General features: G+C 36.2%; 13 protein-coding genes and 1 pseudogene. 8 read left to right on the top strand and 6 right to left on the bottom strand.

Translation table 11 applies throughout. From position 1 onward, the window contains the following. Positions 1 to 86 precede the first annotated feature (86 nt). The 5 genes and pseudogenes from AB9L17_RS23760 to AB9L17_RS23740 form a co-directional block, all read left to right on the top strand. Complete coding sequence (locus AB9L17_RS23760) at positions 87 to 1,127, top strand: AI-2E family transporter (RefSeq protein ID WP_068985050.1); 1,041 nt, start codon at positions 87 to 89, stop codon at positions 1,125 to 1,127. Between the two features lie 347 nt (positions 1,128 to 1,474). Continuing rightward, the gene (locus AB9L17_RS23755; protein ID WP_068985049.1) at positions 1,475 to 1,738 is read left to right on the top strand and encodes a CD3324 family protein; all 264 of its coding nucleotides are present in this window, start codon (positions 1,475 to 1,477) and stop codon (positions 1,736 to 1,738) included. 125 nt (positions 1,739 to 1,863) lie between these two features. Next, positions 1,864 to 2,403: a GNAT family N-acetyltransferase gene (locus tag AB9L17_RS23750; protein ID WP_223555879.1), complete on the top strand. Its 540-nt coding sequence runs from the start codon at positions 1,864 to 1,866 to the stop codon at positions 2,401 to 2,403. A 533-nt stretch (positions 2,404 to 2,936) separates the two neighbouring features. Then, positions 2,937 to 3,392 carry a GNAT family N-acetyltransferase gene (locus tag AB9L17_RS23745; RefSeq protein ID WP_068985047.1) on the top strand — a complete coding sequence of 152 codons (456 nt, stop codon included), beginning with the start codon at positions 2,937 to 2,939 and terminating at the stop codon, positions 3,390 to 3,392. A gap of 200 nt (positions 3,393 to 3,592) precedes the next feature. Continuing rightward, positions 3,593 to 3,712 (top strand): annotated as a pseudogene (locus tag AB9L17_RS23740) (excalibur calcium-binding domain-containing protein); the annotation flags it as partial. Between the two features lie 66 nt (positions 3,713 to 3,778). On the opposite strand, the gene AB9L17_RS23735 reads toward AB9L17_RS23740, so the two are convergent. Then, on the bottom strand, positions 3,779 to 5,128 hold the full coding sequence (locus tag AB9L17_RS23735) for an MATE family efflux transporter (protein ID WP_223555877.1): 1,350 nt from the start codon (positions 5,126 to 5,128) through the stop codon (positions 3,779 to 3,781). After that, positions 5,115 to 5,582 (bottom strand): GNAT family N-acetyltransferase, encoded by a 468-nt coding sequence (locus tag AB9L17_RS23730; RefSeq protein ID WP_068985044.1) that lies wholly within the window; start codon positions 5,580 to 5,582, stop codon positions 5,115 to 5,117. The genes AB9L17_RS23735 and AB9L17_RS23730 overlap by 14 nt, the downstream gene beginning before the upstream one ends. A gap of 160 nt (positions 5,583 to 5,742) precedes the next feature. Between AB9L17_RS23730 and AB9L17_RS23725 the strand changes: the two genes are divergently transcribed. The 3 genes from AB9L17_RS23725 to AB9L17_RS23715 all read left to right on the top strand — a co-directional run bounded on the left by AB9L17_RS23725 (position 5,743) and on the right by AB9L17_RS23715 (position 9,295). Then, a complete protein-coding gene (locus AB9L17_RS23725; RefSeq protein WP_223555875.1) occupies positions 5,743 to 6,573 on the top strand; it encodes a MerR family transcriptional regulator in 831 nt (276 codons plus the stop codon). 258 nt (positions 6,574 to 6,831) lie between these two features. Then, a complete protein-coding gene (locus AB9L17_RS23720) occupies positions 6,832 to 8,106 on the top strand; it encodes an SMI1/KNR4 family protein (RefSeq protein ID WP_223555873.1) in 1,275 nt (424 codons plus the stop codon). Positions 8,107 to 8,119: 13 nt separating this feature from the next. Then, positions 8,120 to 9,295 carry a DUF4272 domain-containing protein gene (locus AB9L17_RS23715; RefSeq protein ID WP_375199881.1) on the top strand — a complete coding sequence of 392 codons (1,176 nt, stop codon included), beginning with the start codon at positions 8,120 to 8,122 and terminating at the stop codon, positions 9,293 to 9,295. Between the two features lie 224 nt (positions 9,296 to 9,519). Here AB9L17_RS23715 and AB9L17_RS23710 read toward each other — a convergent pair whose 3' ends face one another. From AB9L17_RS23710 to AB9L17_RS23695, 4 genes are all read right to left on the bottom strand, one after another. Beyond that, positions 9,520 to 10,944, bottom strand: coding sequence for an erythromycin esterase family protein (locus AB9L17_RS23710; RefSeq protein ID WP_223555870.1), 1,425 nt, complete (start codon positions 10,942 to 10,944; stop codon positions 9,520 to 9,522). Between the two features lie 123 nt (positions 10,945 to 11,067). Further along, entirely contained in the window at positions 11,068 to 11,325 is a 258-nt protein-coding gene (locus tag AB9L17_RS23705) for a hypothetical protein (protein WP_375199880.1), read from the bottom strand. A 142-nt stretch (positions 11,326 to 11,467) separates the two neighbouring features. Further along, the gene (locus AB9L17_RS23700) at positions 11,468 to 11,821 is read right to left on the bottom strand and encodes a hypothetical protein (protein WP_068985038.1); all 354 of its coding nucleotides are present in this window, start codon (positions 11,819 to 11,821) and stop codon (positions 11,468 to 11,470) included. Between the two features lie 23 nt (positions 11,822 to 11,844). Beyond that, positions 11,845 to 12,540 carry a DUF2225 domain-containing protein gene (locus AB9L17_RS23695; protein ID WP_068985037.1) on the bottom strand — a complete coding sequence of 232 codons (696 nt, stop codon included), beginning with the start codon at positions 12,538 to 12,540 and terminating at the stop codon, positions 11,845 to 11,847. Positions 12,541 to 12,819 lie beyond the last annotated feature (279 nt).

The following is a 12,819-nucleotide window of genomic DNA, read 5'->3' as shown; positions in this document are numbered from 1 at the left end:
ATCAATTTTTTACTTGCTTATGTTCATTTGATAGCGACACCCAGGCAGTAAAGACAGCGAAGCCGTATTGTAGAAGGAGTGAATACATGAGTAATTTCTTTCGAAGTAATGGATTTAAACGATTTATAATTCTAGTCGGGATCGCTGTTGCACTATATTTGATGCGAAGTATGATTAATCTTGTTCTTCTCACGTTCATTATTACTTACTTGATGAATCAGCTTACCACAAAGACAACAAAAGAGATTAGAAAGTATGTACCAATGAACGAGAAAGCCGTGACAGTTACCCTCTATCTTTTACTTGTTGCAGGGATTGTGGCTGTTATCTATAAGTATTTGCCCGTCGTAACCCAACAAATTACGCAGCTTTTTGACCTTATTGCTAGCTTTAGTCTCGATCCAGATGATAACGAGATTACAAGGTATTTAGCTCCAACTTTTGAGAAAATTGAACTTGGCAAATATTTAGAGCAGGGTGTGGACCTAACTCTTAAAAATATTACGAATATTGGTAAAATCATCTTACATGTGTTCATCGCCCTAATTTTAAGCTTGTTTATTTTGCTTGAGAAGAAACGTATTACGGAATTTACAGCGAAATTTAAGGATAGTAAAGTGAGTCACCTTTACTATGAGTTACAATATTTCTCAAGAATATTCATTCGTTCTTTTGGTAAAGTGATTGAGGCACAATTTATAATTGCAGCCGTCAATTGTGTTTTATCTGTTATTGCCCTATATATTATGGGCTTCCCACATTTGATTGCATTAGGGATTATGCTCTTTATATTAGGGTTAGTACCTGTCGCAGGGGTCATTATGTCTTTGATTCCTCTAAGTATCATTGCATACAGTATCGGTGGTTTCATGTACATTTTTTATATCTTGGTTATTGTTATGATTTTACATGCTATAGAGGCATACTTCTTAAATCCAAAGCTTATGTCGGCGAAGACAGATTTACCGATTTTCTATACATTTATCGTTATTCTCTTCTCAGAGCATTTCTTCGGTGTGTGGGGCTTAATTATCGGTATCCCATTATTTATGTTCTTACTCGATATTCTGGGGGTTACGTCCTCAGAGGGTGAAGAGCAACATGCCACGGCAGTGCCAGGTAAGTAAAGTGAATAAAGTTTTTGTTCAAAAAGGAATCAAGTGTGTATGATTCCTTTTTGTCTTTGTTAATTGAAAAAAATATATATGCTAAGATAAACTTGAATAAATTGACAACGTAAGGGGGGATAGAAGTGAGTGAATATAGTAATTTCCTAGATACGGAAGCAGCCCATGCAAAGCTTAATTTTAATATGGCAATACTTTGCATGGGGTAAATTTTAACTTCTTTCAGCAAAAGTCTCCCACTTCTATAGGTGGTGAGGCATAATTGATTATTTGCCTCGAAGTATTTCTTATAAAATTAGCTTTGCTACCTTATTTTATTTTCAATATAAAAATGAGGGGTTGGCAATATGGCTTATAAGAAGGCTTCAGTTATCTTACCGAAAGAGCTTTTACTAGAAATCCAAAAATATGTTCAAGGTGAAATGATTTATATTCCTAAAATAGAAAACACTTATTTAGAGTGGGGTGCACGTTCAGGCACAAAGAAATATATTGAAGGTAGAAATAAGTCGATAAAAGAAGCGTTTACGAATGGAACTTCAATTGAACAACTATCTACCCAGCATCATCTAGCGGTAGAAACGATTAAAAAAATTGTTTATACAAGGTAACTCGTAGAAGCACTAACAGCTGAAATGTTGGTGCTTTTCGTATGTCTAAAACGTTTCTTAAAGGAACTAGGCATATTATTTCTAATCGAAATCCCTTTTAATATAGTTCAAGGGAGGGGTTTTTAATGATTATAGGACAAGATGTATTTTTAAGACCAATTACTGAAAATGATGTAGATAGTATTTTCATGTGCTTTCAAAATGAAGAAATTATGTATATGACGGGCACTCGTCACCTTTTAACGAAAGGTCAGATTAAAGAGGCTTTGAATCGATTTAGCGAAGATTCCACACGTTATGATTTTGCTATTTGTTTAGTAGAGAATAGTCAAATTATTGGTGATTTAGCCATTATGGAAATAGATTTGGACAATAAAAAGGCCATGTTCCGTATAGCTTTACACAGTATAGAGAATTGCGGCAAGGGATATGGGGCTGAAGCGGTTCAGCTTACTCAAAAATTCACGTTCGAGGAGCTTCAGCTTAATCGCTTAGAATTACAAGTGTACTCCCATAATCTCCGGGGGATAAAATCGTACGAAAAGGTAGGTTTCAAGAAGGAAGGCATACTAAGGCAATCCTTATATATGAACGATAAGTATTCTGATGAAATTATTATGAGTATTCTTCGTGATGAATATATGGAACTAAAAAAGAACCATTAGAAAATATAGATCGTTGCCAGCGCTGATTTAGTAGTGCTGGATTTTTTTATGATAGATCGTCATAAATAAATCTGAGGGGAGAATATACAATTTCGTAATTTTGATTTAGATGATTTTGAGCAGGTGGTAGACTTATGGCGAAAATCAGGATTAATACCTTCACGTTCGGATACATTGGAAGGCATGAAGGCAAGTTGGCTGTGAAAAAGTAAATTTATTAATTGAATTAAGTAATCATAATGTTCAAGACTTTTATGAAAAACAGGGTTATAAAAGGGATGACTTAATCTTTATGGAGAAATGCCTTAACTAGTTTCTTAAAAAAGGAGAGTCCTAGATAAAAATACAAGATTTTTCTATATTTAAGTAATAAGAGTTACAAATGGTAAAATATGATATACTTTTATAGAAATACAGTTAAAGGGGGCGGTCATTATGACAAACAAAACTGTTTTTATGATGAAATACTGGGGGATAACGCATAATTAACAATGATATGAAGCGTTTCCCTGAATTCGGAAGGGGAAAAATGTATGAATAAGAATGCTGTGAAAATTGTAGAAGTCAATGCAGAGAATTGGTATGAGTGTTGCCTATTACAAATATCAGAAGAGCAAAGAGATTATATTGAACCAAACGCTATTTCAATAGCACAATCAAAGTTTGACCCAACATTAAAACCATACGTTATTTATTTTGAAGAGCGAGTAGTAGGTTTCTTAATGTTTAATTCTGTAATAGAAGAGCTTGATGGCTATTGGATATATAGAATTATGATAGATAAGCATTTTCAAGGTAAGGGTATAGGGAAAGCAGCTACTGAGCTAATGATTGCAGAAATAGCTAAATTACCAAATGCGCAAAAAATTATAGTAGGTTATCATCCAGAAAATAAAGGTGCACATTATTTATATTCAAGCTTGGGATTCAAAGATTATGGTGATCGCTTTGGTAAAGAAATGGCTGTCATTAAATATTTAAACGAATAATAATCAAGAAAAAGGGGCCTATTTAAGGTCCTTTTTGTATTTTCTTTCAGTAAGTCTGTTACTTTAGTATTGTTTCTGTATTCTATATTCTGTAATATTATCCATTAGGAGGTGTTATAGTGAAAAAACTACTTATAACTTTATTAACAGCAACTTTAGTATTCTCAGTCACATCATTTAATGCTGATGTACAAGCGAAAGAGACATTTAAAAACTGTAAAGAATTAAACAAAAAATGTCCTAATGGTGTGAAAAAAGGTCACCCTGCCTATCAAGATAAGCTTGACAGAGATAAAGATGGTTGGGCTTGTGAAAAATAGAAATTAAACAATTTAAACCCCTTTCGAAACAATAATCGAAAGGGGTTTTCTTCTTCGTTTATAGCACTAATTTAAGCTGCTCCTCTCTGAGAAAATCGTATGTGCTTTTCTCTTCAGAAAGATAAAAATGAGCAATGCAGTAATGCCTTCTGCGACAGGGAAGGTCCACCAAATAGCTTGTGGGCCAAGCAATTTAGGTAACAGTATGAGCGTAGGGATAAATAGTATAATGCTCCGTAATAACATAATGGTAGTTGCAAGTCGGATTTTTTCAATCGATTGGAAGAATTCCGCAAACACCATATTCATACCAAGGAATACATAGCCAATTGCAAAGTGTGTAAAGCCCTGTGCCGCCATGTTGCGAATTTCAAGCGTGCTATCACCAAATAGTGCTATTAGCTGTGAAGGGAATAACATAGCGATGATGGCAGTAGTTAAACCTAAAATAAGGGCAGTGGCAATACCGATTTTCAACAGCGCTGTTAATCTCTCTGTTAATTTGGCGCCGTGGTGATAACTAACTAGAGGCTGTAGAGCCATGCCAATACCAAGGAATACCATTAACAGTACCGTATGAATATAGTTAATCATGGCGTATGCAGTAACTCCGTTTGATCCTAAATAATGTAAAAATGTCACGTTATATAAAATGACCATTACGGCGACAGAAGCTTCAACGATAAAGCTTGGTAGCCCAATAGCAAACATTTTCTTTAAATCAGATAGGCTGAAAAAATTACGTACAAATTTTAATTCGGATTGCTTTCTGAAGAAATGAAGGCAGAGCACGGACATACCGATTATTGTGGAAAGAGATGTAGCTAAGGCACAGCCTGTTACGCCATAATCGAGCACGAAAATAAAGATATAGTTTAATATAATGTTTAAAACAGATGTAGTAATTAAGCCCATCATGGCGAGCTTTGGATTACCATCATTGCGAATAAAAATGCTTAATAGGTTTTCAATCGTATAAAAAACACCGAATACTAAAATAACATGTAGGTACTCTTGGACATAAGGATAGGTAGCATCACTTGCCCCGAATATATAGGAAACTTCCTTTAAATTTAATAAAAGTAATAGGACGATTGCCATAACCACAACGACCATGGTTGTAAATGCTAATGTAAAAAGCTGGTGTGCTTGTTTCTTATTGCCTTCACCGAGAGAGATTGAAAATAGCGTAGCTCCACCCATACCAATCCAAAGGGAAATGGATAGCAAAATAGAGAAAATTGGTACGGCGATATTTACTCCTGCTAGAGCGGTTGGTCCAACTCCGTGACTAACGAAAATACCATCCACTAAAATATTTACTGACATCAACAACATGCCAATCATCGCTGGGAATAAGTATGATAAAAATAATGGCTTTAGTGGCCTGGTCTCAATAGGATTAATGGTTGTCATGAGCATGTACCTCCAATAGCATTACCTTTTCGCCGTTTTCATCGAGTTCACCGTTAAAAACGAACCCAAATTTTTCATATAGCTGAATGGCTACTATATTGTTGTCATAAACGCTTAAATATATTTTTTGGCAGCTGAAGTTAGCTACTAAATATTTAATAAGTTGTTGTAAAAAGTATTTGCCCAATCCTTGGTGCTGATAGCGTTCATCAATGAAGTAGCGATCTAACCAAATACGCTGCGTATTGTTCTTATATGGGAACGCACCATACATAGCGAAGCCAACTGCAATGTCCTCTCTATACAATCCGACTGGAATAAAACGTGTATCAGCTTCTGCCTCCGCCAAACATTGCACGGTACTCTCAATAAAATCCTGCTGATTATCTGCAATGCGTAATGATAAAATTTCCTTTTTGTTTAAAGCTGTAATGTCACGAATTTCCGTGAACATAATGTCAAAACCTTTCTGTTTATAATTTCTTTCAGTAGATGTCCAGAAATCCGCTGAAATAGACGATTCCGGACGCAATTTTGCCGTAGCATAATTGATTGCGAATAGCTACAATTTAATGTATATAGTAACTATATAGTCAAGGAGGGGAAATTTAAAAATGTTTAATAAAAATGTAAAATATTTTACAACTGGTGAATTCGCTAAAATTTGTAAGGTGAATAAACAAACACTCATTTACTACGATCAAATTGGTTTATTATCACCAATCATGAAGGATAGTAAGGACTATCGTTATTATTCCATTGCGCAATATGAATTTTTTAGTGTGATAGAGCTATTAAAGGCAGTTGGTATGTCTTTAAAGGATATTCAAACATACATGGCAGAAAAATCACCTGAAAATTTCTTAGACTTGATGCGACAGCAAAAGGACATTGTAGCGAAAAAACGTCGAGAGCTTGAGATGATTGAAAACATTATCGATGTAAAAATCGATTTAACAGAGGAAGCCTTACACCTTGATTTTGATAGCATTACGATCGAGCATCTGCCAGAGGCAACATTGTATTTAAGTAAAAATATCGAGGATTCGAAGGAGGAGCAGTTTACGAAGGCTGTTTCAGACTTTATAGATGAATTAGACCGCTCTCAATTAGACACGGGTTATCCTATTGGAGGTATGACAAGAAGAGAGCAAGTATTAGCCGGAAACTATGATAATTATAGTTACTTATATATAGAGCAGCCACAGCCGAGAGAGGGCCATCCCTATTTTAAAGCGATTGAAGGGAATTTTATCGTTGGCTATCACGTAGGGCTGGCCACTACACTTGGTGAAACATACGAGCGATTATTTAAAGTCATGCGAGAAAAAGGTTACGAATTAGGGCAGTACGTTTATGAGGAATATATTTATGATGCCGTTATTAAAAATCGTGAGGAGGAATATGTAACGAAAATTATGGTGGAAATTAAAAAAGGTTGTTGATAACGTTTTTGCTTATCAACAACTTACTATTAGAAAGAGTCACTCTAAACAATTAGAAAAGAACTAGTAAAGGTAAGCAATTTAGCATGTGTATGGCGCTTTAATGGAAGTAAAATCCTAGTGTTTTAAAGTAAATTGAAGTCTAATCCTAATAAGTGAATGATTTCCTGACGATATAGTAGAGAATCTATAAATAATAGTAATACTTGGTGCAAACTTAAATAAAAGTATCTTTCTTAACGTGGGGGAGGAAATAGGATGTGGATTGAACGTTGGCATCATTTATTAAAACAGCTAGAACAGCAAGGGGCCTGGGTACATCCGCTTGAGATTAAGCCTGTAGCTACAGAGCAAGAGCTAATAATAGTAGAAGAGCGGCTTGGCGTTCGAATTCCTTCTGAGTTACGTGATTTATTACGACATTGCTCTCAACAAGTGGGGGTGTATTGGTCATTACCAGACGAGGCGCTGCTTCCTATTGAACTAGATAATACGCCTTCTGGTGACTTCGGTTGGAGCTTGGAAGAGCTAGATTTCCCTTGTTTTGGGGGAGATGATGAAAATTTAGACGAACAACTATATTTACAGTTTCATACGGCTGGCAACGGTGATGCGCTCCTTATTAGGATTGAGGATGGCTCTGTTTGGTATTGGAGTCATGAGGAGGATGAATTTGATCTACTTGCAGGGGGCTTTCATAATTATATAGAGCGAGTTACGACTTTAGGGTGTATAGGAGCAGATTGTGGACAGCATCGACAGTTTTGTAGTGAGGGTGGATTGGATTTAAGCCTAACTAGCTCTCAAATATGGCTAAAGTGGCTTGAACAATTTTTAACACTAACTGTTAAGCAAGCGATGTTCAATTTAGAGTCATTATTAATTTATGTATCCATGCATGGGGTGAAAGATGCTAGTATACAGGAAGCCTTTGCGCAGTTTGATGCATCGAAAGTGTATCATGCACTTCGGAGTAAAATTGAACAAGCACTGCCACCAGCTGATAAAAAAGCTTGGAGTGAAGTATTAGTAAATGTCTGTGCAGTGGAGGCAAGAGACTGGGTAAGAACGCTTTGGAAAGACCAAAATGATTTCCTTAGCTCAATTCGTGATTTTTTAACAGCCTATTGTCTACCAGCAGAAGAAGGGTTATCTCTTGTTCTTCTAGATATCGAGAAACAGAAAATTGATGCCTATACAGCTTTACATCGACTACGCCATTTCCATAATCCAAAAATTATAACGTGGATGAAGCATTATGTTGCATTTCCTATAGATGGGTGGGACACACTTTTTTCGGAATCACAGCCAAGTGCAGAGACACTATTTGAATGGCTAAATGGCAGTGAAGTAGAGCGACTTACGGCTATTCGCACAGTATGTCAAATGATGCAGAAAGGAATGAAACCAACGACTCTTATAGATAAGGAGAAATGGCGACAATTGCTTAGCTTTTGGAAAGAAAATGAAATACTAAGAAAAAACAAACAGCTATTTAGCCAAGCACTCGAAGGTTTGGATAATTCATTGTAAAGGAGAGAGAAGATTGAACCATTTCACGATATTTGCTTCTAAAAATGACATTGATGATATCGAGTTAAAAATTTCAGATGCTTTTGCAAAGGGCTTTGCTATTGTTAAAGGTGAAAATGAGTATTCGATAAAATCCAAAGCATTGTTTAAAAAACATAAATTTATAATAAGAGTCATATCTGAAGACACGAATCCAGATTACTTCACTAAAAACATTCCTGGGATGATGGGGTATTACGATAACATTCCTTTTGAAGATGATCATTTAAAAGAATTAGTGTTGACTCAAATATCCGTTTTAAATACAGTGATTGCTATTGAATCAGAAAAAGAGATAAATGAAGAGCAGCTGCAGTTATTTTCGAGGTTGTTATCGAGTATAGGTGGCATAGGCTTTTTACCGAATGGCACTTTATTAGACGATGAAGGGGCGGTTATTGTTTATCCTGACGGGCAATCAGGACCATCTGACTTTAGACCCCACGCTTGTACACGAAAAGTAGGGGGACAAGAGGTGTCATCAGAAGAAGGCGAACAAAGAAAAAATAAAACGATAGCATATTTAAAAGAAAAAGCTATTCCATATACAGCTTCCCTTCCTCAACTCCCAACAATAAAGGCTTGTCAGTTTAAAAGCCAAGAAGACATTGCTAGAAGAGCTGTAGCCCTGTTAATTGTCATTCAATTTGCCTGTGATGTAGCGCAAGGTGGAAATGTGGAAGAATCGCGAGACTTTTTCATCAATATGTTACGTACATATAAAGTGGAAGACGATCTAACTAGCAATGAAAGAGACTTTTTACAAGCTTCACAACCAGGTGTGCAAGAGGCCATTAATATTTCATGGCAATATGAGGCTTATTGGACGCTTATTTGGGCTCTTGGCTTAGTTGAAGAGCTTGATGTTCCTGATGAAGTATGTGATTGCGAGCATGCCATTAAAGTTGTTTCTAACTGTGAAACGTTTGAACAGTTTTATCTACAAACTGTTATGCGAAGTCAGGAAGAGATTTTGGATGAGGCCGACAAGATTTACAGATACCATTGGGCTTGTGTAGATAGTCGGATAAAAGAACACACAGCTCCTGCGAATATGAATGAAAGTATCGTCATGGAAAGACGTAGAGGGTTGTTCTGGATGATAGGGCATCGCGATGAAGCTTGGGATACAATTTCGATGGATACTTAAATTTTAAAAAAATAGCAAACTAGAAGAATGAACTAGTTTGCTATTTTTATATCCTTATTTTATCCCGCATTAACGGGCAGTAATTTGTCTGTACCGAAAGCGAAAAGTCAGGTACAAGACTGCACCTCCAAATTCAATGAAGGCAAAGAAAGGACTGCCCGTAAAAGCCCGATTGGTAAAGACTAATAATCAGTGGGGATGAAGAAAACCCACTGATTAAAGTTTTACTTTATATAATTTGGTTTACTTACTTTATCAATCAGAAGAATGCCATCATATTGATCGCGTGGAACAAGGCTTTCTTGCATGGATCCCCAGCTATACGATAAGCGTGGCTCAAACATCCATGAGTTTCCTCGTTCATTTTGACGATTGCGTAAGTCGATAAATGTGTATGGTTTATTTGTCGATGAAAGAATATCCTCGATAGATCCTTTTATTGGCGGTAAAACGGCCATAGGTTCCCCCAGATTGTCTGATGTTTCACCACCAGCCATATAAAGGCCAAGCACATAGCTATATTTCTTGTAGATATCTGGTAGACGCTCACCCATTAATTTTACCGGATAAGGAGAACCCATTACTTCGGATTGTGCTTTACGAATATGGTCATTATGCGCCCAGACGATAAATTTTTCAGTTGGATAAACCTCCTCCGCTAACCAAAGTAAGTTTTCCATCATTGCTTGGTCACGCCATTCCATTGTCTTATAAAAAGACTCAGGGTTATATTGTTCTAGATCAATATTTGATTGAATGCATAGTTCTACATATTCGTCTGCTAAACGGATACGGTCAGCTAAAGTACGTTCCATAAGCTTTACAATATGAGGCTCGCTCGGATAAGCCGCTTTTAACTCTTTTTCTTTAAGCGGTACTTGTGATTTTACTTGTTTATATACTTCGATAATGCTTGGTTTTGCCTTTTGATAACCCTTTAAATCCTTACCGAAGCTCCATTCTGCAAGTTGCTTCTCTGCTTCACTGAACTGTTTTGCGAGCTGACTATTTTGTAGCCAGTCACCGTTCGTAAATGCACCTTGCTGTTGAATATCGAAGCCTGCTAATTTTAATGGTTGATCTGTATTCTGTGTTTTTTTAGTATATTCAAATAACGGTAGTGTTTCTTTCGACCACCATACACCAAAAATAGCATCCTTCATTGTTTGTTGCGCTGTTTGTTTATCAATTTGACCTTGGGCATTCATGGCATTCCCCATACCACTTTCAAAGGCAAGAACGTTATAGCCCATTTCTTGGTGTAAAAATTGAATAATACGTGTTTTTGCTAGGTTAAATTCAGCCACACCATGAGAACTTTCCCCTAAAAAAACAATACGTTTATCTTGTAATAAAGGCTTAAGCATTTCTAAATCTTCAAATTTATCTGACGAGATTTTTTGTTGACCAACTGTTTCAGGCTGAATAGACGTTAAGCTATAGGCATGGTCGTTTGTCCACTTTTTCCAATCTTGTAATGTCTCATTGGATGTGCGGGCTTGCTTTACTTCCGAATTGTTCTCTACAGCTACACGCTCTTCTAATGCCGGAACTGCTGTTGATGCATTTGATACTCCGTTGAACGCTGCAAAGCTTGTCAACGCAATACTTAATGATAATAAAACCTTACGCTTCTTCCCTTTTGACACTTTCTATCAGTCCTTCTCTTTATGTTAAGGCTAATTATAGGTTGGTAAGTTTAAAGTAAAGGGGGTATTTGTTTAAATTTTGTTTAAATTTGGTTTGTTGTGATAATTTTGGGTTGATTTCCATTATTGAGATTCGTCACCAAAACGTGTGGTTGATTTCCGTTCCGACTGGGCGCTTTGTAGCTGTCGCTTTGCTTTCGCTACAGATAAAACATTTGCCGCTGACGCTTCGCTTTCGCGCAGATAAAACATTTGTTGTTGCTGTCGTTGCACTTTCGCACAGATAAAACATTGCTGTCGCTTCGCTTTCGCACAGAGCAAAGCTTCCTGAGGGCGTCCGATGAGCCGCTTCACTCGCGTTCCTCTACCGCTGATCCCCAAGGAGTCACCCAGCCTCCACTCCAATCAACTTATTTACATAGTATATGTTTTAACAAATGTCATCCAAAACTTTTGGTGATGAGCCATTATTGAATCTATTAAGTAAGTGCAATGATAGAGCACGCTTTGCAGATGCTATTTATTATTTATAGTGATACGTGCTAGCTCTTACATTATTTCGTTGTATTTGGTTGAACCATGCACGATCCTTTTCCTCTTGCTTTAATGTATTAACGATGGTTGATGAGCAGCTAACACAGATTTTTGCTTGAGTAATCTGTCCACATCGTTCACAAGGTGCGCCTAAATTAGGAAAAATTGATTTTTTTAATTTCCCTGATTTTACCCATTTATAAAGTAGCTCGGATGAAACCCCTGTTATTGCAACTACTTCATCATTCGTTAAATAGCGATTATTTTTTCTTAGTAAAAAATGATGTAATTCTGAAAAAATATCTTCTTCTCTCACATCAATTCTTTTTGTAAATAGCTGCATGTCTATTCCGCTCCTCGTTTACTTCAGTTGATGATTTCGCTTACACCTTCATTCACATTAATAGGCTCCACGTCATATTTATAGTTTTCCCAACGATTACGTGCTATTTTTCGATATTTATTGGAAACATTTCGGTCCGCAATTAATCGTGAGAAACCTTTCTTCGCTTCAGTAATATCACCAAGTCGGAGGCTTATTTCAGCATGCAAAAATTGAATTCGTTCTCCGCCCTCTTGATTGGAAGCAAAAGATTTACTGTAAAAGTCTCTAGCCGCAAAGAGGTAGTGCATTTCCGATTGATCATCATTTTTTAAGCGATACAGCCAAGCTATTTTCAGGGCGAAATTGGCCATAAGAAGTGATTCTTCCATGGATGCTCTTGATACAAGATAAGCTAATTTAAAGCTTATAATGGCATCATCGATAGTACGTTCCTTACATATATCCATAGGTTTTTGGAGTTCTTTAATGTACAGCTCATCAATAAGAAGCATAAAAGGCCCATAAGTTCTTGTCATAGATTTGTGATAGGCATAGCCACAATGCGGACAAACAGCAACTTCATATAACAGCGGATTTAAACCTTCATAGACTGGCATGAAGTCTGTTTGCTCATCGACTACTTTATAACGATTGGGACGTACTTTATATGTGGTAAAATGCTTTTTACAAAACTTGCAATCCACACTACTTTCATAGTAGTAAATGTTAAATGCCATAAGAATCAACTCCTTTACATCCAATTAGGTTATTATTTCTTTTGTTCTATGTATACGATGATTATATCGTCCAATATGTTTAATTAACTATCTTCTATATTAACAATTCTGTGTTCTTTGGTATACTCCTTTAGAATTATAAAAATTAAAATGAGCATTATTTTTTTAGTCTTTTGAAATTGTGAAACGTATTCGTAATAGTATTTATCTGTGCAGTTGAAATAAGTTACACATTTATTTTAGTTTGTAAAATTATGTACAAATGTTTAACTAAATTGC

Source organism: Lysinibacillus sp. RS11 (genome assembly GCF_042019215.1).
GTDB classification, from domain to species: domain Bacteria; phylum Bacillota; class Bacilli; order Bacillales_A; family Planococcaceae; genus Lysinibacillus; species Lysinibacillus xylanilyticus_A.
This window is presented reverse-complemented; position numbering and strand designations above follow the sequence as displayed.